This window comes from Pseudomonas sp. R4-39-08 (genome assembly GCF_003852275.1).
Lineage (GTDB): Bacteria > Pseudomonadota > Gammaproteobacteria > Pseudomonadales > Pseudomonadaceae > Aquipseudomonas.
Genome location: NZ_CP027733.1, coordinates 4,435,972 through 4,456,329, shown reverse-complemented (window position 1 = coordinate 4,456,329; position 20,358 = coordinate 4,435,972). Strand labels below are relative to the sequence as shown.

General features: G+C 62.3%; 15 protein-coding genes, 1 pseudogene and 1 riboswitch. Of the genes and pseudogenes, 13 read left to right on the top strand and 3 right to left on the bottom strand.

What is annotated here, in order from left to right; all coding sequences use genetic code 11:
- The first annotated feature begins 7 nt into the window (after window positions 1-7).
- From C4J88_RS20525 to C4J88_RS20505, 5 genes are all read left to right on the top strand, one after another.
- Window positions 8-793, top strand: coding sequence for an ABC transporter substrate-binding protein (locus tag C4J88_RS20525; protein WP_124368067.1), 786 nt, complete (start codon window positions 8-10; stop codon window positions 791-793).
- A 92-nt stretch (window positions 794-885) separates the two neighbouring features.
- Window positions 886-1,575, top strand: a complete 690-nt coding sequence (locus tag C4J88_RS20520) for an ABC transporter permease (RefSeq protein WP_078738713.1) — start codon at window positions 886-888, stop codon at window positions 1,573-1,575.
- Window positions 1,572-2,270 carry an ABC transporter permease gene (locus C4J88_RS20515; protein ID WP_124371614.1) on the top strand — a complete coding sequence of 233 codons (699 nt, stop codon included), beginning with the start codon at window positions 1,572-1,574 and terminating at the stop codon, window positions 2,268-2,270. The genes C4J88_RS20520 and C4J88_RS20515 overlap by 4 nt, the downstream gene beginning before the upstream one ends.
- 1 nt (window position 2,271) lies before the next feature.
- Complete coding sequence (locus C4J88_RS20510; RefSeq protein WP_124407969.1) at window positions 2,272-3,384, top strand: succinylglutamate desuccinylase/aspartoacylase family protein; 1,113 nt, start codon at window positions 2,272-2,274, stop codon at window positions 3,382-3,384.
- Window positions 3,385-3,411: 27 nt separating this feature from the next.
- Window positions 3,412-4,176: an ABC transporter ATP-binding protein gene (locus C4J88_RS20505; protein ID WP_046069190.1), complete on the top strand. Its 765-nt coding sequence runs from the start codon at window positions 3,412-3,414 to the stop codon at window positions 4,174-4,176.
- A 25-nt stretch (window positions 4,177-4,201) separates the two neighbouring features.
- Here C4J88_RS20505 and C4J88_RS27835 read toward each other — a convergent pair.
- Window positions 4,202-4,318 (bottom strand): annotated as a pseudogene (locus tag C4J88_RS27835) (outer membrane lipoprotein carrier protein LolA); the annotation flags it as partial.
- Window positions 4,319-4,398: 80 nt separating this feature from the next.
- Between C4J88_RS27835 and argR the strand changes: the two are divergent.
- Entirely contained in the window at window positions 4,399-5,379 is a 981-nt protein-coding gene (gene argR / locus C4J88_RS20495; RefSeq protein WP_124371611.1) for a transcriptional regulator ArgR, read from the top strand.
- A 9-nt stretch (window positions 5,380-5,388) separates the two neighbouring features.
- Here the strand turns inward: argR and C4J88_RS20490 are convergent, their stop codons facing one another.
- Window positions 5,389-11,301, bottom strand: a complete 5,913-nt coding sequence (locus C4J88_RS20490; RefSeq protein ID WP_124407968.1) for a dermonecrotic toxin domain-containing protein — start codon at window positions 11,299-11,301, stop codon at window positions 5,389-5,391.
- Between the two features lie 303 nt (window positions 11,302-11,604).
- On the opposite strand from C4J88_RS20490, the gene C4J88_RS20485 reads away from it, so the two are divergent.
- From C4J88_RS20485 to astE, 7 genes are all read left to right on the top strand, one after another.
- Window positions 11,605-12,825, top strand: coding sequence for an aspartate aminotransferase family protein (locus C4J88_RS20485; protein WP_124407967.1), 1,221 nt, complete (start codon window positions 11,605-11,607; stop codon window positions 12,823-12,825).
- Between the two features lie 187 nt (window positions 12,826-13,012).
- Complete coding sequence (gene aruF, locus C4J88_RS20480; RefSeq protein ID WP_124364050.1) at window positions 13,013-14,032, top strand: arginine/ornithine succinyltransferase subunit alpha; 1,020 nt, start codon at window positions 13,013-13,015, stop codon at window positions 14,030-14,032.
- A gap of 60 nt (window positions 14,033-14,092) precedes the next feature.
- On the top strand, window positions 14,093-15,118 hold the full coding sequence (astA, locus tag C4J88_RS20475; protein ID WP_124407966.1) for an arginine N-succinyltransferase: 1,026 nt from the start codon (window positions 14,093-14,095) through the stop codon (window positions 15,116-15,118).
- Window positions 15,115-16,584: a succinylglutamate-semialdehyde dehydrogenase gene (gene astD / locus C4J88_RS20470; protein ID WP_164487746.1), complete on the top strand. Its 1,470-nt coding sequence runs from the start codon at window positions 15,115-15,117 to the stop codon at window positions 16,582-16,584. The genes astA and astD overlap by 4 nt, the downstream gene beginning before the upstream one ends.
- 150 nt (window positions 16,585-16,734) lie before the next feature.
- Window positions 16,735-18,081, top strand: a complete 1,347-nt coding sequence (gene astB, locus C4J88_RS20465) for an N-succinylarginine dihydrolase (protein ID WP_124407964.1) — start codon at window positions 16,735-16,737, stop codon at window positions 18,079-18,081.
- A gap of 26 nt (window positions 18,082-18,107) precedes the next feature.
- Window positions 18,108-18,392 carry a topoisomerase II gene (locus tag C4J88_RS20460; protein WP_124364046.1) on the top strand — a complete coding sequence of 95 codons (285 nt, stop codon included), beginning with the start codon at window positions 18,108-18,110 and terminating at the stop codon, window positions 18,390-18,392.
- Between the two features lie 11 nt (window positions 18,393-18,403).
- On the top strand, window positions 18,404-19,408 hold the full coding sequence (gene astE, locus C4J88_RS20455) for a succinylglutamate desuccinylase (protein ID WP_124407963.1): 1,005 nt from the start codon (window positions 18,404-18,406) through the stop codon (window positions 19,406-19,408).
- Window positions 19,409-19,522: 114 nt separating this feature from the next.
- Here the strand turns inward: astE and C4J88_RS20450 are convergent, their stop codons facing one another.
- On the bottom strand, window positions 19,523-20,032 hold the full coding sequence (locus tag C4J88_RS20450) for a 6,7-dimethyl-8-ribityllumazine synthase (protein WP_057723717.1): 510 nt from the start codon (window positions 20,030-20,032) through the stop codon (window positions 19,523-19,525).
- A 114-nt stretch (window positions 20,033-20,146) separates the two neighbouring features.
- A riboswitch (FMN riboswitch) is annotated at window positions 20,147-20,316 on the bottom strand.
- Window positions 20,317-20,358: the final 42 nt, after the last annotated feature.

Here is a 20,358-nt window from a genome sequence, read left to right as displayed (position 1 = left end):
TCCCAAGATGAAGAAACTCGTGCTGTTGGGCGCCCTGGCGCTGTCCGTGCTGTCCATGCAGGCTTTCGCTGAAGGCAAACCGCTGAAAATTGGTATCGAAGCCGCTTACCCTCCGTTTGCCTCGAAGGCGCCGGATGGCAGCATCGTCGGTTTTGACTACGACATCGGCAACGCCCTGTGCAAGCAGATGGACGTGAAGTGCACGTGGGTCGAGCAGGAATTCGACGGTCTGATCCCGGCGCTGAAAGTGCGCAAGATCGACGCGATCCTGTCATCCATGTCCATTACTGAAGACCGCAAGAAATCCGTGGACTTCACCACCCGCTACTACCTCACCCCAGCTCGCCTGGTGATGAAGGAAGGCACTGCCGTCAGCGACAGCCTGGATGAATTGAAAGGCAAGAAGATCGGCGTGCAGCGTGGTTCGATCCATGACCGTTTCGCCAAGGAAGTCCTGGCACCGAAGGGCGCCACCATCGTTCCCTACGGCACCCAGAACGAAATCTACCTGGACGTGCAAGCCGGTCGCCTCGACGGCACCGTGGCCGATGCCACCCTGCTGCAGGACGGTTTCCTGAAAACCGACGCCGGCAAAGGCTACGCGTTCACAGGTCCCGCGTTCACCGACGTCAAATACTTCGGCGACGGCGTAGGCATCGCGGTTCGCAAAGGCGACAAGGAAAACCTGGAGCGCATCAACGCCGCTATCGCCGCGATCCGTGCCAATGGCGAATACAAGAAGATCCAGGACAAGTACTTCGACTTCGATATTTATGGCGCTGATGCCCAGTAAATAATCGCAGCTGTCTGTCCGAAATGGCGCAAGCAACAGAACACTCTGAAGTTTGCGCCATTTTTTCATCCCCCTTTTCGAGGACCTGAATCATGTTGAAAGGCTACGGGGCCGTCATCCTCGATGGCGCATGGTTGACGCTTCAGCTCGCCTTGTCGTCCATGGCCCTGGCCATTGTTCTGGGTCTGATCGGGGTCGCGTTGCGCCTGTCGCCGGTGCGCTGGCTGGCGTGGCTGGGCGACCTGTACTCCACGGTGATCCGCGGGATCCCCGACCTGGTGCTGATCCTGCTGATTTTCTACGGTGGCCAGGACTTGCTTAACCGCGTCGCGCCGATGCTCGGCTTTGACGACTATATTGACCTGAACCCCCTGGCCGCCGGTATCGGCACCCTGGGTTTCATCTTTGGCGCCTACCTGTCGGAAACCTTCCGCGGTGCCTTCATGGCTATTCCCAAGGGGCAGGCCGAGGCCGGCCTGGCGTATGGCATGAGCAGCTTCCAGGTGTTTTTCCGGGTGATGGTGCCGCAGATGATCCGGCTGGCGATCCCCGGTTTCACCAATAACTGGCTGGTACTCACCAAGGCCACCGCGCTGATTTCGGTGGTGGGCCTGCAAGACATGATGTTCAAGGCCAAGCAGGCGGCCGACGCCACCCGCGAGCCTTTTACCTTCTTCCTCGCAGTGGCGGCGATGTACCTGGTGATCACCAGCGTGTCGTTGCTGGCCCTGCGCTATCTTGAGAAGCGCTACTCGGTAGGCGTAAGGGCGGCTGATCTATGATCTTCGACTACAACGTCATCTGGGAGGCCATGCCGCTGTACCTTGGCGGCTTGCTGACCACCCTGAAACTGCTCGCCATCTCGCTGTTCTTCGGCTTGCTCGCCGCCTTGCCCCTGGGCTTGATGCGCGTGTCCAAGCAGCCGATCGTCAACGGCGTGGCATGGCTCTACACCTATGTGATCCGCGGCACGCCGATGCTGGTGCAGCTGTTTTTGATCTATTACGGCCTGGCCCAGTTCGAGGCCGTACGGGAAAGCTTCCTGTGGCCGTTGCTGTCCAGTGCCACGTTTTGCGCGTGCCTGGCGTTCGCGATCAACACCAGCGCCTACACCGCCGAGATCATCGCCGGCAGCCTCAAGGCCACGCCCAATGGCGAGATCGAAGCGGCCAAGGCCATGGGCATGTCGCGCTACAAGCTGTACCGTCGCATCCTGTTGCCGTCGGCCCTGCGCCGCGCGCTGCCGCAGTACAGCAACGAAGTGATCATGATGCTGCAGACCACCAGCCTGGCCTCCATCGTCACCTTGATCGACATCACCGGTGCCGCGCGCACGGTGAACGCCCAGTACTACCTGCCGTTTGAAGCCTATATCACCGCCGGCGCGTTCTACCTGTGCCTGACGTTCATCCTGGTGCGCCTGTTCAAGTTGGCCGAGCGCCGCTGGCTGAGCTACCTGGCGCCACGGAAGCATTGATATGGAACGTATCGATCACCTGTTGCCCTGGGGCCACCTGGGTTGTGAGCGCCAGCTGAGTGTGTTCCGTTTCGGCAGTGGCGAGCGCAAGGCCTACATCCAGGCCAGCCTGCACGCCGATGAATTGCCCGGCATGCGCGCCGCCTGGGAGCTGAAAAAACGCCTTACCGACCTGGAACGCCAAGGGGCGCTCAATGGCGTGATCGAGCTGGTGCCCGTGGCCAATCCGATGGGCCTGGGCCAGCTGCTGCAAGGCAGCCACCAGGGGCGTTTCGAGGTCGGCAGCGGCAAGAATTTCAACCGCGATTTCGTCGAGTTGAGCGCGCCCGTCGCCGAGCGTCTGCACGGCAAGCTGGGCGATGACCCCCACGCCAATGTGCGCCTGATCCGCCAGGCCATGAGCGATGTGCTCAACGCCTTGCCGCCGCCGAGCAGCCAGTTGCAAGGCATGCAGCGCATTCTGCTGGGCCATGCCTGCACCGCCGACATCGTCCTCGACCTGCATTGCGACGCCGAAGCCGCGCTGCACATGTATGCGCTGCCCCAGCACTGGCCGCAGTGGCGTTCGCTGTCGGCGCATTTGAATGTAAAAGTCGGCCTGCTGGCGGAAGATTCCGGTGGCAGTTCGTTTGACGAGGCGTGTTCGCTGCCGTGGCTGCGTTTGTCCCGGGCGTTCCCCGAGGCGCAGATTGCGCTGGCCTGTCTGGCGACAACCCTGGAGTTGGGCGGCCAGGCCGACACCGGCCGCGACGAGGCGATCTTCCACGCCGAGGGCATCCTGGCGTTCCTCGCCGAACAAGGCTTGATCAAGGGCGAATGGCCCGCACCGCAGCACGAGGCGTGTGAAGGCATGCCCTTCGAAGGCACCGAGTTGCTGTTCGCACCCCACGCCGGGGTGATCAGTTACCTGCGTAAAGCCGGTGACTGGGTTGAAACCGGCGAACCGATTTTTGAAGTGATTAATCCTCTGACCGACCGCGTCAGCATTGTCTGCGCGGGCACGTCCGGGGTGTTGTTCGCCGTTGAACGGCTGCGTTATGCCCAAGCGGGTTTCTGGCTAGCCAAGGTGGCGGGGCGCGAAGCGCTGCGTCACGGGCGCTTGCTCAACGACTGACCACCTGTTTTTGTGAGAACCGACCGCATGTACAAACTTGAAGTCCAAGACCTGCATAAACGCTATGGCAGTCATGAAGTGCTCAAAGGCGTGTCCCTGGCCGCCGCTGCCGGTGATGTGATCAGCATCATCGGCTCCAGCGGTTCGGGCAAAAGTACCTTTTTGCGCTGTATCAACCTGCTCGAGCAACCTCACGCCGGCAAGATCCTGCTCAATAACGAAGAGCTGAAACTGGTCGCAAACAAAGACGGCGCCATGAAGGCCGCCGACCCTAAACAACTGCAACGCATGCGTTCGCGCCTGTCCATGGTGTTCCAGCATTTCAACCTGTGGTCGCACATGACCGCGCTGGAAAACGTGATGGAAGCGCCGGTGCACGTGCTTGGCATGTCGAAAAAAGACGCCCGTGAAAAGGCCGAGCATTATCTGGCCAAGGTCGGCGTGGGCCATCGCAAGGATGCGTTCCCCGGCCACATGTCCGGCGGCGAGCAGCAGCGCGTGGCGATCGCCCGTGCCCTGGCGATGGAGCCGGAGGTGATGCTGTTCGACGAACCCACCTCGGCCCTCGACCCGGAGCTGGTCGGCGAAGTGCTCAAGGTGATGCAGGACCTGGCCCAGGAAGGCCGCACCATGGTGGTGGTGACCCACGAAATGGGCTTTGCCCGTGAAGTGTCGAACCAGTTGGTGTTCTTGCACAAAGGTATCGTCGAAGAGCGCGGCAATCCGCGTGAAGTGCTGGTGAATCCGCAGTCTGTGCGTCTTCAGCAGTTCCTGTCCGGTAGCTTGAAATAACCAAGACTGCTTTGCACCCCCAACCTGTAGGAGCGAGCTTGCTCGCGAAAAACCTGAGAACGCCACGGGGTGTCAGGCTTCCCGCGTTATCGTTGACGATTTTCGCGAGCAAGCTCGCTCCTACAGGAGGGCAGGGCTTCATTGTTTTTGAGATTTGTGTTGGTTTACCGGCTAGCATTGGCCTTTGTCTTCATTACCGTTACTCGCTTCGGATAGCCTTCCATGACCGCCCACAAAATTGGTTTCCTGATTTGGCCCAGCACAAAAGCCCTCACGCTTGCGCTGGCTGAGGAGGCCTTGCGCGTTGCTCAGCGGGTGCATCCGGACGTGGTCTACGAGCTGTCGTTTTTGCTCGCAGAGCCGGCCACCGAAGGCGCTTGGCAACTGCCGGGCGAACCGTGGGCCGGCAAGCTGGAGGGGTTTCAGAAGCTGTTCCTGCTGGCCGATGAGCCGCCGACCGTCATCGCTTCCCAGCTCAGTTCGGCGCTCAAGCAACTGGTGCGGGCAGGGTGTGTGATCGGTGGCCTGTCGGCCGGTGTCTACCCCTTGGCCCAGTTGGGCTTGCTCGACGGCTACCGCGCCGCCGTGCACTGGCGCTGGCAGGATGATTTTGCCGAGCGTTTCCCCAAGGTCATCGCCACCAGCCATCTGTTCGACTGGGATCGCGACCGCCTGACCGCCTGCGGTGGCATGTCGGTACTCGACCTGCTGCTGGCGGTGCTGGCCCGTGATCACGGCGCCGAACTGGCCGGTGCGGTCTCCGAAGAACTGGTGGTGGAGCGTATCCGCGAAGGCGGCGAGCGCCAGCGCATTCCGCTGCAAAACCGCCTGGGCTCCAGCCATCCGAAGCTGACCCAGGCGGTGTTGCTGATGGAAGCCAATATCGAGGAGCCGCTGACCACCGATGAAATCGCCCAGCACGTGTGTGTGTCGCGACGACAACTGGAGCGGATCTTCAAGCAGTACCTCAATCGCGTCCCCAGCCAGTACTACCTGGAACTGCGCCTGAACAAGGCGCGCCAGATGCTCATGCAGACCAGCAAGTCGATCATCCAGATTGGCCTGTCCTGCGGCTTCTCTTCGGGGCCGCATTTTTCCAGCGCCTACCGCAACTTCTTCGGCGCCACCCCGCGTGAAGACCGCAACCAGCGGCGCAGCAGCAGCCCGTTCGAACTGTCGTCGGTGCCGTCCGAGCGCGGTTGAGTCGCGCCGTTATTCCTCCATCGGCTGGGGCGTGCCGGGCGCCGACAGGGGAACGCCGGCGCCGTCGAACATCGCGTCTTCCACGCCTAATTCGTAGCCCGTCTGGCGGTAGTAACTGCGCAGCAGTTCCAGGCTTTGCGCAGACAACGGATTGCCGCTCAAATCAGAGTCGTCATCCAGCGGCATGGGCATTTCCAGCAGGTCGCTGGGCAGCTCCATGATCTGGTTGTCGCTCAGGTCCACGACCCGCAGGCGGCGCAGGCTGAAGAGCCCTTCCGGTACGTTTGTCAGCTCACAGCTGTGCAGGTAGACCGATACCAACCGCCGGAAATGACGCAGGTCAGGCGTCAGGGTCAGGGGGTTGTTGCTCAGGTCCAGGTATTCCAGCTGGACCAGGCCCGACAGCAGCTCATTGCTGGCGGGCGTCAAGCGGATGTGGTTTTGCGCCAGCTTCAGGTAGCGCAGGCGTCCCAGGTGCGCCAACGAGGCGGGCAGGTCGCCCAGCGTGTGGCTCTCGATGGTCAGGTTGATCAGGTTGGGAAAACACCTGAGCAACCCGTCGACCTGTTGATTGGTGCCGTCGCCGATGATTTCCAGCAGGGTGACGTGGTCGAAGCGCGCGGTCAGCGTCGGCATGTCCCCCAACAGTTGCCCGTCGAACACCAGCTTGAAGCTGCGTCGGATAAACACGCTGGAGTCGTCCAGTTCGCCCTCCCGGCGCCAGCAACGTTCGAGCAGGCTTTTGAAGGCCAGTCGGCGCAGTTGTTCACGTGCGCGGGTGTCTTCGTCCAGCACCGTGTCGAGCAGCGGATCCCGTTGCGGGATGTCCGTGGCCCAGGCCAGCAACTGGCGTTGCAACTGGCGGTATTCGACGCCCCGGCGCGTGATTTCAGGCGCGGCGGCGTCCAGGTCGCCGGGCAACTGAAAATACAGGCGGTTGATTTCGCGGGCGTCCAGGCTTGGGTACAGCGCCTGAAGCTGCTGCACGTGCACCGGGGGCGCCTCGACGTTCCAGTGTTCGCCGCTGGCCTGGCAGTAGGTCTTGATACGCGCCAATGTTTGCCGCGACAACGGGTTGCCCGCCAGGTCGAGCGACGCGCCGAAGGCGGCGGGCAATGCAAACCCCTGATCGGAAATGTCCTCGATGACGTTGTGGCTCAGGTCGACCCGTGTTCGATAAACACTGCCGGAGAGCAGCGCCGGCGGAATTTCGCGCAGGCCTGTGTTACTGAGCGACAGGCTGGCGAGGTTGCTCAGGCGGTTGAAGTCCGGCAGCCAGCTCAGGCGGTTGTTCGCCAGGTCCAGGTGTTTGAGGTGAACCATGCCGGACAGCACCTGGGTGCTGACGGGGTTGAGGGTGAGGCCGCAGTCGTCCAGGCGCAGGTGGGTCAATCGCAGCAAGTGCGGCAAGGTCTTGGGAAAGTGACTGAGGGCATAGTGCTCAACGGACAGCCGTTCCAGGTTGGGAAAACTGCGCAGGAACGCCCCCAACAGCAGGTCGGAACCATCGCCGCTCAGCAGCAGGGATGAGACCTGCTTGAGTGGCCGGCTCAGGGCGGGAAGCTCGCCGCTGACGGGCTGCGTCAGCCTGAGTGTGAAGCATGGCTGATCGCCCTGGGCCTGTTCATCCTGCTCGGCTTCCCGGCGCCAGACAGCCTCGAGGGTGTCCACCAACCGTGCGCGGGCGGCGCGCGCCTGGACCGAGGCCAGCGGGTCTTCGGCCCAGGGACTCAGGTCCTGGCGAATGCTGCGGTAATCGGTGCCAAGCTGCTCCAGCGCGGCCTGGGTGGCGTCGAGGTCACCTGGAAAATCAAAAATGAGCTGATTGATGTCATCGTCGCTCAGGGTCGGGAACAGGCGTTTGGCCTGCTCGATGTCCGCACTGGGCGCATCGATATCCCAGCGGCCTGTGGTCCTTTGATAGTAAGCCTTGACGCGCTGCAGGGTCGCCCGCGAGAGCGGGTTGGCGCTGAGGTCGAACTTGCGGCTGGTGGCCACCGGCAAATCGAAGAGCGCTGCCGGCAGCTCGCCGATCTGGTTGTTCGACAGCACCGCCAGTTCCAGCTGCGGGCGGTCGAGCATGCCCGGCGGCAGCTCGCGAATGCCGGTATAGCTTAAATCCAGGTGCTGCAGCCGGGGCATATTGGCGACGCTGGGGGTCAGGCCCAGCGGGTTGTTGTACAGGTCCAGGGTCACCAGGCGGGTCATGCCGCCGAGGACTGCACGGCTTTCTTCGCTCAAGATAATGTTGCAGTCGCTCAGGATCAGGGTGTTGAGGGCGGGCAGTCGGGTGATGCTCGGCGCAAGGCGGCCGAGGGAAAATTTGCTGATGGTCAAGTGACGCAGGCGTTGAAACATTTGCACAAACCTGTCCACCTCCAGCGGGGCGTGCGCACCGCTCAACTCCAGCAGGGTGATGTGCTCGAAATGCGCGGTGAGTACCGGCAGTTCGCCGTAGATGGGCATCGTCAATTGCAGCTTATGGCCGCTGAGAGCCGGCTGTTCGTGAAACTCATCAATCTCGGTTTCCTGACGCCAGCTACGCCTGATTTCTTCGGCCCACAGCCCGCGATCGCGGCGGGCGTATTGATACTCCTGGGTCGTCAGTGGTGCCTCGGTAATGGGGTGGAACGGCGGCGTCGCGTGCTCCCACACGGCAAGGTCGGTGTCCATTTTGTCGTACTCGGCCTGCAGCGTGATCAGGCTGGGCAGGGCGCCGCCCGGTCGGGCTTCCAGGGTTTGCACCAGTTCGCTGATCTGCTCGCGGTTGAGCCGAGGCAGCAGGTGGTGGGCGCGCTGTTCGAGGGAGAGCTGCGCCTGTGACGGTCCGGCGGCCTGGTAGCCTTCCATGCCGCCACGCAGGCGCATCACTTCGGGATCATAGGTGGGTTCGCGATAGGTGTCCTTGCCGAGCAGGGCGCGCAATTGCTCGCGGTCCAGTACATGTTCGGCAACCGCCTGGCGCAGGCGTTCGCCCTGGCCGATATGGATGTCCAGGGCGTCGCGTTGGCTGTCCGGGATAGCCTGGAGGATGGCGGTGTAGAAATCGGTGTCGGCGAACACCGGCCCCGTTTCATCGACCGGGGTGTAGTGGCCCGTTTCGGTGCGCACCAGGGTCCTCTTGAGTGTGGCGCCTTCGGCGCCGATGGCTTGCAGCAGTGGGCCGTTGGCGTGGTACTCGCGCAGTTCCAGGCGCAGGTCGGTCGACCATCCGGGCAGGCGCTCCAGGGACCGCAGGACCAGCAGATAGGTGTCCGGGTTGTCGACGGCGTCCAGGTACAACCCTTCGTAGGCACGGGTGGTGCGTACCTCCAACTGGGCCGAGGCGGCCTGCTCGACGATACGGGCGGGCACCTTGCCGAGGTCGATGGCCCGCCACTCCGCGCCGCTGGCACTGGCCAGCAGTTCCTCGGCCACGCTGGTGGGCAGCCCGCGTTCCGGGGCGGCATCAATGATTTTTTGCAGCGAGGCAGTGGGGCTGCGTTCTTCGCTGCGGTAGCGGGAGTCGAACAGGTTGAAGCGTTTGTCGTGGGCAAGCCGGGCGATTTTTTTGCGCAGGGCGCCGGCGCGCAGGTGAGTGTGCGGGGCGGGCAGGTCGGCGGGTTCCTCCAGCAGCAGCTTGCGCTCGGGTTCATCCAGGCTGTCGATCAGGATGCGCAGCAATTCACCGTTTTTCAGCTGGATTTCGCGCACCTGCACCACGTGCGCACCGGATTGCCCGGCGAACTCCCACTGGGTATTGCCGCTGGAGTCGACAAGACGCAGTGTCCTGGATACCGGCCATAGGCCATTGCTGGTCAGTACCTGCAACTGAGTCTGGATATCGGCCTGCCGGTAAATTCCGGGGTCATCGCTGTTCATTTGCGTGATGAAGTCTTGCAGCGCCTGGTCAATCTTGAAGCGCTTGAGGGTGTCGGCCAGCAGCGGGGGGAGCGTTTGCTGGCGCATGTGCATCTTGCGCAAGGCATTGTCGTGGGTGCCGCTGACGCTATGTGCCTGGCGCAGGCGGGCGTCGCTGAGCCCGTCCGCCCGGTAGCCGAGGCGACGCATCAGGGTGGCATTGTCCCAGTTCAGCGGGCGCTCCATTTCGGTGATCCAGGCGCCCTGGCCGTTGTTCAGTAACCGTGGAGCGTAGGCGGCTGGGCGGCTGGGATGGCGTAGGGAATAGCGCAGGCTGGCGGGGTCTTGTTGCAGGCTGTAGTAATCGCCATCCAAGGGCAGCAGGATGTTGCCATTATAGCGGTACAGGCCTTGTGGGTCGGGACGTACTGTCTTGGGCGGTGTGAACTTGACACGATAGGGCGCAAGGTCGGGTTTCCACAGGCGCTGACGGCCCTCGGGTGTGGTCACGGGTGTCAGGCCGTTGAGAAAACCCAGGCACTCGCCGGGCAGTACCTTGCGCAACAGGCCTTGGGCGATAGGGATTCCGGTGGCAAACAAGCCCAGTTGCACCAGTTGCTCGACAAACCCCATGGTGTGCCCGAACGCTTCCCGCGTCAGGCCTTCAGCCCAGTCGATAACGCCCTCGAAGGCCTCGTCCAGCAGTTGGTAAGCGGTGTAGCCCAGCATCAGCAGCCCAAGCGGTGGAACAAAGGGGCTGGCAATCAGGGCTGCCACTTGCAGCAGCGCCGAGCCGATTTTCTGCACCAGGTCCCAGCGTTCCCAACGGGCCTTGCGGTTGACGGCGGCGGTGGACACCGCTTGGCTGCTCGCGTCATCGCGCAACTTACTCAACTTCATCTGGTGCAGGTGCTGGAACAGGGGTTGCTTGATGGGCAGGCCACGAAACTCCAGCTTCGGCCGGCCCACCTCGGTCTCGCGCCAGCTCGGCAGCGGATCGCCCGTCGTATGGGGGTGCCAGGTCACTTCGCTCAGGCGGCGGTTGAGGTCGGCGAAGAAGCTGCCGATATCGGCATGGCTGACAAAACGGCTGAAAAAGTGTTGAAAGTCCGTCGAACGCAGCCGTGCCGTGAGCGCCTGCATAAACGCCTGCGTGCTGGGGTATTGCTTGATCGGGTGCTGCGGGTCGTCGGGGATATAGGCGATGACCGGCGCCACCGCGCGGCTTGAGTCCAGATGCGGCGAAAACACCACAATCCCGACCAGGCGACTGGACATGATGGCCAGCTCATGGGCGATCAATGCCGGGCGCTGGCTGGCGTGGCTGATAAGGCTGTGCACAGCGTCATACCCGGCCTGCGGGATGTCGCCCTTGAGCAGCGCCATGTACAGCGACAGCTTGAGCGCGCTGGCCTGGCTTTGCTCGATGCGGGCCTGAAGCACCGCTTCGGCCACGGGGTTGCCCAGCCCCAGGTAATCCTCGAGATAACGCTGGTAGCGCCCGCCTATATCGAGTTCGCGGCACAGTGTGGCGAATTGCGCGACGCTGATGCGCGCTGCAATCGCCGGCAGGCTCTGGAAGTGTCCGGCGGCATTGGGCTGGGTGCTGAAGCCGGAGTTGTGCTCGTAGGCATCGGGCTCGGCTTCAGCCGGCTCGAAGTTGTGCAGCGCGGCCTTCAGCAGCGATACGCTCCAGGTGCGCGAAGCCCCGGCCCTGACGCGAACCCCAGCGAGGGTCAAGGGCACGTAGAGTTGCAGCCAGGTGCTGCGCACATCCAGGTCCAGCGCATATTGGCGCTTGAGCGCCGCTTGCAGCAACTCGGCGCCAAACGTCTCCGGGCTCTTGAGCTCGGCCAGGGCTTTGTCCACTTGGTTCTGCCGGGTCCAGGCTTCGCCGTTCAGGCGCTTGAGTTCTGCGTGTTGGGCGTCGCAGGCGTGCTTGTACCAGTCGGGAATACTCGGCGCATGTTCGCCAAGGGCCGAACGCCTGGCGGGCGCGGCATCCCCCAGCCAGTGGGGGATGGCCTGCGTGAGAATTGCGTGGTGGATGTCGGGTGCGATGGGGATGGGGCGTTGGCGCATTGGATCGGTCCTTGAGGCTACAGGTGTTAATCCAGCAGACCAGTCCACGCCCGATCGACGGCGGTAAATACGTGGGGCGCCACGCCCGCGCCGATTTGCGAAGATCCCCTGCGCACGGAGCGGGCGCACGGTTTAAACTGCGCCATTGCGACGCAATTTGTCGCATTGGCGTAAACCCGCGTAAAACGCGGGTTGGCGCTATAAGAAGTTGTCGCTTGGCGGCAAGGCCGCACTGAAAACTGTCCTTACAATCCCTGCATCGCCCGCCAGTTCCAGGCAGGCGTTCCTCTTCAGGAGACTCCGATGTCCGTTGAGCAAGCCCCGGTGCAACGTGCCGATTTCGACCAGGTCATGGTGCCTAACTACGCACCTGCCGCCTTCATTCCCGTGCGTGGCGCAGGTTCGCGCGTGTGGGACCAGGCCGGTCGCGAGCTGATCGACTTTGCCGGCGGCATCGCGGTCAACGTATTGGGCCACGCCCACCCGGCGCTGGTCGGCGCACTGACCGAACAGGCCAACAAGCTGTGGCATGTCTCCAACGTGTTCACCAATGAGCCGGCGCTGCGCCTGGCGCACAAGCTGATCGACGCCACGTTTGCCGAGCGTGTGTTCTTCTGCAACTCCGGCGCCGAAGCCAACGAGGCCGCCTTCAAGCTGGCCCGTCGCGTGGCGTTCGACCGTTTCGGCAGCGAGAAGTACGAAATCATCGCCGCGCTGAACAGCTTCCACGGCCGGACCCTGTTCACCGTCAACGTCGGTGGTCAGTCGAAGTACTCCGATGGTTTCGGGCCTAAAATTACCGGCATCACCCACGTTCCTTATAACGACCTGGAGGCTTTGAAAGCCGCCGTGTCGGACAAGACCTGCGCCGTGGTGCTGGAGCCGATTCAGGGCGAAGGCGGCGTACTGCCGGCCGAGCTGGCTTATCTGCAAGGTGCTCGCGAATTGTGCGACGCGAATAACGCGCTGCTGGTGTTCGACGAAGTGCAAACCGGCATGGGCCGCAGCGGCCACCTGTTTGCTTACCAACACTACGGCGTGGTGCCGGACATCCTCACCAGCGCCAAGAGCCTGGGCGGCGGTTTCCCGATTGCCGCGATGCTCACCCGTGAAGACTTGGCCAAGCACCTGGTGGTCGGCACCCACGGCACCACCTACGGCGGTAACCCGCTGGCGTGCGCAGTGGCTGAAGCGGTGATCGACGTGGTCAACACTCCCGAGGTGCTGGCCGGCGTGAATGCCAAGCACGACCTGTTCAAGGCGCGCCTGGAGCAGATCGGCGAGCAGTACGGCATCTTCACCCAAGTGCGTGGCATGGGCCTGCTGATCGGTTGCGTATTGAGCGATGCGTTCAAGGGCAAGGCCAAGGACGTGTTCAACGCCGCCGAGAAAGAAAACCTGATGATCCTGCAAGCCGGCCCCGACGTGGTGCGTTTCGCGCCGAGCCTGGTGGTGGAAGAGGCGGACATCAACGAAGGTCTGGATCGCTTCGAACGTGCCGTAAAAACGCTGACCCAAGCCTGATACACATCTTTCTGCCGGACCGGATCAAATGTGGGAGGGGGCTTGCTCCCGATAGCGGACGGTCAGTTGATGCAACTGGTACTGAACCACCGCCATCGGGAGCAAGCCCCCTCCCACATTGGATATGGGTTGTGCCTGACGTGTCCGGTATTTTTTCCTATGAGTTCTAGAGTTAAGGAGTGACACCATGCTGGTGATGCGCCCCGCGCAAATGGCTGATCTGGGCGAGGTACAGCGTCTGGCTGCGGACAGCCCGATTGGTGTCACCTCCTTGCCGGATGATGTGGAACGCCTGAGCGACAAGATCGCGGCCAGCGAAGCGTCCTTCGCGGCCGAGGTGAGTTTCAACGGTGAAGAAAGCTATTTCTTCGTGCTCGAAGACACCGAGACGGGCAAGCTCGCGGGCTGTTCGGCCATCGTCGCGTCGGCCGGCTACTCGGAGCCCTTCTACAGTTTCCGTAACGAAACCTTCGTGCACGCCTCCCGCGAGCTGAAGATCCACAACAAGATCCATGTGTTGTCCCAGTGTCACGACCTCACCGGTAACAGCCTGCTCACCAGTTTCTACGTGGTGCCTGAGCTGGTCGGTTCGCCGTGGTCGGAGCTCAACTCCCGTGGCCGCCTGTTGTTCGTCGCCAGCCACCCCGAGCGCTTTGCCGATTCAGTTGTGACCGAGATCGTCGGCTACAGCGACGAGAACGGTGATTCGCCGTTCTGGGACGCCATCGGTCGCAACTTCTTCGACCTCAATTACGCCGCCGCCGAGCGCCTGTGCGGGCTGAAAAGCCGTACGTTCCTCGCCGAGCTGATGCCGCATTACCCGATCTACGTGCCGCTGCTGCCGGACGAAGCCCAGGAAGCCATGGGCCAGGTGCACCCGCGTGCGCAGATCACCTTCGATATCCTCATGCGCGAGGGCTTCGAAACCGACCATTACATCGACATCTTCGACGGCGGCCCGACGCTGCACGCACGGGTTTCGGGCATCCGCTCGATCGCCCAGAGCCGCGTGGTGCCGGTAAAGATCGGCGAGATGCTCAAGGGTGTCGGCCGCCAGTACCTGGTCAGCAACGCGCAGTTGCAGGATTACCGTGCGGTGATGCTGGAGCTGGACTACGCGCCCGGCAAACCGGTGACCCTCGACCTCGCCGCCGCCGAAGCCCTGGGCGTTGGCGAAGGCGCGAGCGTGCGTCTTGTTGCAGTCTGAGAGCCGGTATAAAACAGAGTTTCGCGGGTGGCTGCAAAGCGGCCCGTTCGAGGAGATAGCATGATCGTTCGTCCCGTACGCAGCAGCGATTTACCGGCCCTGATTGATCTGGCGCGCAGCACCGGCACCGGCCTCACCACCTTGCCGGCCAACGAAGAGCGCCTGACCCACCGCGTGGGCTGGGCTGAAAAAACCTTTCGCGGCGAAGCCGGGCGCGGCGATGCCGACTACCTGTTCGTGCTGGAGAACGACGAAGGCCGCGTGGTGGGCATTTCGGCCATCGCCGGCGCCGTCGGCCTGCGCGAGCCGTGGTACAACTTCCGGGTCGGCCTGACGGTCAGCGCCTCCCAGGAATTGAACATCTACCGCGAAATTCCGACGCTGTTCCTGGCCAACGACCTTACCGGCAACTCCGAGCTGTGTTCGTTGTTCCTGCACGCCGATTACCGCAACGGCCTCAACGGCCGCATGCTGGCCAAGGCGCGCATGCTGTTCATTGCCGAGTTCCCGCAACTGTTCGGCAACAAGATCATCGCCGAGATGCGCGGCGTGTCCAACGAAGCGGGGCGCTCGCCGTTCTGGGAGAGCCTGGGCCGGCACTTCTTCAAAATGGAATTCAGCCAGGCCGACTACCTCACCGGTGTCGGCAACAAAGCGTTTATCGCTGAGCTGATGCCCAAGTTTCCGCTGTACAGCTGCTTTCTTTCCGAAGACGCGCGCAACGTGATCGGCAAGGTCCATCCGGATACCGAACCGGCGCTGAGCATGCTCAAGAGCGAAGGCTTCAGCTACCAGGGCTATGTGGATATCTTCGACGCCGGCCCGGCGGTGGAGTGTGAAACCAGCAAGATTCGTGCGGTGCGCGACAGCCAGGCGCTGGTGCTGGCCATCGGCACGCCGGGGGACGACGCCACGCCGTTCCTGATCCATAACCGCAAACGCGAAGACTGCCGCATCACTGCTGCCCCGGCTCGCCTGGCGGCGGGCACGTTGGTGGTCGATCCGCTGACCGCCAAGCGTCTGCAGCTTGTGGTCGGTGATCAAGTGCGTGCCGTACCGTTGTCCGCAGCCCGGGGGTCGAAATAATGAATTCGTTGTACATCGCAGGTAGCTGGCTGGCTGGCCAGGGTGAACTGTTTGAATCGCGTAACCCGGTGACCCAGCAGGTGCTGTGGAGCGGCAACGGTGCGACGGCCGAGCAGGTCGAGTCCGCCGTGCAGGCCGCACGCCAGGCATTTCCAGGCTGGGCCCGGCGTTCGCTGGAAGAGCGCATCAGCGTGCTCGAAACCTTCGCCAGTACCCTGAAAAGCCGCGCCGATGAAATCGCCCGTTGCATCGGTGAGGAAACCGGTAAGCCGCTGTGGGAATCGGCCACCGAAGTCACCAGCATGGCCAACAAGATCGCGATCTCGGTGCAAAGTTATCGCGAGCGTACCGGCGAGAAGAGCGGCCCCCTGGGCGACGCCACCGCTGTGCTGCGTCACAAGCCCCACGGCGTGGTGGCGGTGTTCGGCCCTTACAACTTTCCTGGCCACTTGCCGAACGGGCATATCGTCCCGGCGCTGCTGGCGGGTAACACCGTACTGTTCAAGCCGAGCGAGCTCACGCCGAAAGTGGCCGAGTTGACCGTGCAGTGCTGGGTCGAAGCGGGTTTACCGGCGGGCGTGTTGAACCTGCTGCAAGGTGCGCGGGAAACCGGCATAGCGTTGGCGGCCAACCCAGGCATCGACGGGTTGTTCTTCACCGGTTCCAGCCGCACCGGCAACCATCTGCACCAGCAGTTTTCCGGGCGTCCGGACAAGATCCTGGCCCTGGAGATGGGCGGCAACAACCCGCTGTTAGTGGACGAAGTGGCCGACATGGATGCGGCGGTGTACACCATCATCCAGTCGGCGTTTATCTCCGCCGGCCAACGCTGCACCTGCGCCCGTCGCTTGCTGGTGCCACAAGGCGCCTGGGGTGATGCGTTGCTGGCGCGCCTGGTGGCGGTCAGCGCGGCCATTGAAGTGGGCGCGTTCGACCAGCAACCGGCGCCGTTCATGGGCTCGGTGATTTCCCTGGCGGCCGCCAAAGCCTTGATGGACGCCCAGGAACTGATGTTGGCCAATGGCGCCGTGGCGCTGCTGGAAATGACCCAACCCCGGGACCAGGCCGCCTTGCTGACCCCAGGCATCATCGACGTGACGGCGGTGGCCGAGCGCGAAGATGAAGAACTGTTCGGCCCGCTGTTGCAGGTGATTCGCTACGCGGATTTTGCTGCGGCCATCACTGAGGCCAATAACACCCAGTACGGCCTGGCTGCTGGTTTGCTCTCGGATTCCGAGGAGCGTTACCAGCAGTTCTGGCTGGAAAGCCGCGCCGGCATCGTCAACTGGAACAAACAGCTGACCGGCGCCGCCAGCACCGCACCGTTCGGCGGGGTAGGGGCTTCGGGCAACCACCGCGCCAGTGCGTATTACGCGGCGGATTATTGCGCGTATCCGGTGGCGTCGCTGGAAACCCCGAGCCTAGCGGTTCCAGCCACACTAACCCCGGGCATAACACTGGTCTAAATGTGGGAGGGGGCTTGCCCCCGATAGCGGTGGACCAGTCACCTGATTTATCAACAGACAGACTGCTATCGGGAGCAAGCCCCCTCCCACACTGAATCTGTGATGTGTTGAAGATTGCTTATAAAAACAGATGTTCGTGGAGCCTCGCCGATGAAATCCTATGAAGTCAATTTTGACGGTCTAGTGGGGCCGACCCATAACTACGGCGGTTTGTCCTTCGGCAACGTCGCGTCCCAGAGCAACAGCCAGCAACACTCCAACCCCAAGGAAGCGGCGTTGCAGGGGCTGCAGAAAATGAAAGCGCTGATGGACATGGGCTTTGTGCAAGGCGTGCTTGCACCCCAGGAACGTCCGGACGTGGCCGCCTTGCGCAGCCTCGGTTTCAGCGGCACCGACGCGCAGGTCATTCAGCAGGCGGCCAAGCAAGCCATGCCGTTGCTGGTGGCGAGTTGCTCGGCATCGAGCATGTGGGTGGCCAACGCGGCCACGGTCAGCCCCAGCGCCGATACGGCGGACGGCCGCGTGCACTTCACCGCTGCCAACCTCAACTGCAAATACCACCGCAGCATCGAACACCCGACCACCAGCCGCGTGCTGGGGGCGATGTTTGCCGATCAGCAGCACTTCGCGCACCACGCCGCGTTGCCGGCAGTGGCGCAGTTCGGTGATGAAGGCGCGGCGAACCACACGCGTTTTTGCCGTGACTATGGCGAGGCGGGCGTAGAGTTCTTTGTCTTCGGCCGCAGTGCGTTTGACGCTCGTTACCCGGCGCCGCAGAAATACCCGGCGCGCCAGACGCTCGAGGCGTCCCAGGCGGTTGCGCGTCTGCACGGCCTGAAGGATGAAGGCGTGGTCTACGCCCAGCAGAACCCGGCAGTGATTGATGCCGGTGTGTTCCACAACGACGTGATTGCGGTAGGTAACGGCGAAGTGCTGTTCTACCACGAGGACGCGTTCCTCCATACCGAACAGATGCTCGCTGAGTTGCAGGGCAAACTGGGCAAGCTGGGCGGCAATTTCCAGTCGGTCTGCGTGCCGCGTGCCCAGGTCAGTGTGGAGGACGCGGTGCGCTCCTACCTGTTCAACAGCCAGTTGCTGACCCGTCCTGACGGCTCGATGCTGCTGATCGTGCCGGAAGAATGCCGCGCCAACGAGCGCGTCTGGCAGTACCTGCAACAGCTCACGGCCTCCGGCGGCTTGATCCGCGAAGTGAAGGTGTTCGACCTCAAGCAAAGCATGCAGAACGGCGGCGGCCCGGCGTGCCTGCGTTTGCGTGTGGCGCTGAACGAAACCGAACTGGCGGCGGTGAATCCAGGCGTTATCATGACCGCGCCGCTGTACGACACCCTGACCCAGTGGGTCAACAAGCACTACCGCGACAGCCTGCGCGAAACCGACCTGGCTGACCCGCAACTGCTGCTTGAGTGCCGGACGGCACTGGATGAACTGACGCAAATCCTTAAACTGGGCTCGGTTTATCCTTTCCAGACCCATTAACGCCCTACGGCTGAGATATTTTATTTATGACCGACACCCTTAAGCTGATCCTTGAAGACACCGACGGCACCCAGCTGGAAACCTCCTGCACCCGCGTTGCCGTGGTCTGGCAGGGCAAGGAGATCTGGATCCAGCACGACGGCCGTGGCCAACTGCTGATCGGTGTGGATGTGGAGGAGGGTGATGCCGAGTACGCCAACCTGCTGATGCGCCCATTGGCAACCAACCTGATGAGCCTGCAACTGGAAATGGAACCGGCCGAGGTTGAAGGCGACGACGATCACGTCCATGGCCCTGGCTGCAACCACTAAGGAAGCTGCTTATGCTCGCCCTCGGCAAACTGCTTGAACTGACCCTCGCCGGTCGCGAACCGGCGCAAAAAATTCAACTGACTGTCGACGGCGTGCAGATGCGCTGGCTCAGTGAGGGCGCGCTTGAAGTGCGTCCTCCTGAAGCACGGGACAATGGCAGCGACCTGCTGTTGTCGTCCGGCATCCATGGCAACGAAACCGCGCCGATCGAGTTGCTCGACCGTCTGTTGCATGGCATCGCCCGGGGGGAAATCAAACCCCGCACCCGTATTCTGTTCCTGTTCGGCAACCCCGAGGCCATGCGTCGCGGCGAGCGTTACCTTGAACTGGACGTCAACCGGCTGTTCAACGGCCGGCATGAAAGCAACATCGGCCCCGAAGCCATGCGCGCCGCCGAACTGGAACAGCTGGCCCGCAGCTTTTTCAGCCAGCCTGGCCGTTCGCGCCTGCATTACGACCTGCACACCGCGATTCGTGGCTCGAAGATCGAGCAGTTTGCGCTGTACCCGTGGAAGGAAGGGCGCCAGCATTCACGCCGTGAGCTTGAGCGCCTGCACGCAGCCGGCATGCAAGCGGTGCTGTTGCAGAACAAGACCTCGATCACCTTCACCGCCTTTACCTACGAACAGCTGGACGCCGAGGCCTTCACCCTGGAGTTGGGCAAGGCGCGGCCGTTCGGGCATAACGAGGGCGTGGATGTTTCCCGCCTGGAGCTGCGCCTCAGGCAGATCATCGAAGGCACCGAACCTGCCACGGACAGCCTCGACGGTATGCAGCTGTTCGCCGTTGCGCGTGAAGTGATCAAGCACAGTGACGCCTTCCTGCTGCACCTGCCGGCGGATGTGGAAAACTTTTCGGAGTTGGAAAAAGGCTACCTGCTGGCCGAAGACGTAGCCAAGACCCGCTGGGTAATCGAGGAAGAGGGCGCACGCATCATCTTCCCCAACCCGAAGGTGAAGAATGGTTTGCGCGCGGGGATATTGATCGTGCCGACCACGGACGCCGACCTGGCGTAGATGCAAATGTGGGAGGGGGCTTGCTCCCGATGGCGGTGTATCAGTTACAGATGAGCTGACTGACACACTGTTATCGGGAGCAAGCCCCCTCCCACATTGTTTTTGCGGTGTTGCTTATACCGCTACAGCCCGCGGCTCACTACGACGGATCGCCCGCACTTTGTGCAGCGTGTCGGCACACGTACGCGCAGCTTCCTGACCCTTGTGCACGAAGTGCTCGTAGAAGAATGTGGTGTGTTCGCTGCCGCCGTGGAAGTGGTGCGGTGTCAGCGATACCGAGAACACCGGCACTTCGGTTTCCAACTGCACCTGCATCAGGCCGCTGACCACCGATTGCGCGACGAATTCGTGACGGTAGATGCCGCCATCCACCACCAGCGCGGCGGCGACGATACCGGCGTAACGGCCGGTCTTGGCCAGCAGCTTGGCGTGCAGAGGCATTTCAAAGGCGCCGCCGACTTCGAAAAAATCGATATCCGATTCCTGGTAGCCCTGGGCGATCATTTCGGCGAGGAAACCTTTACGCGACTGGTCGACAATATCCTTGTGCCAGCAGGCCTGGATAAACGCGACGCGCTCGCCGTGGTGGTTTTTGCTTTTGCTGTCGATTGCGGTAGGTTGCATGTTCTGACTCCTGTTTAAGAAAAAAACAGGGCGTTATGAATCGAATGGGATTTAAGGGTATGCACCGCTGTTTTCATGCAGGCATGAATTCAACGCGCGGCCCTTAGGTGCCAATCCCGTTCTCTCTTCATCCGGACTATGACCGTCGGCCCCGGGATCACACCGGGTCTGCTGACCTTGTCGCCGTCCTGCCTGAGCAGTTCGAGGCGCCAAGCGCTCGCGGGCTATGCACATTGCGCGCAATTACCGCCGGTGGGGAATTGCACCCCGCCCTGAGAACGTTGCCACCAGAACCCTGGCGGCGGAGAGTTTTTAACATGCTTTTT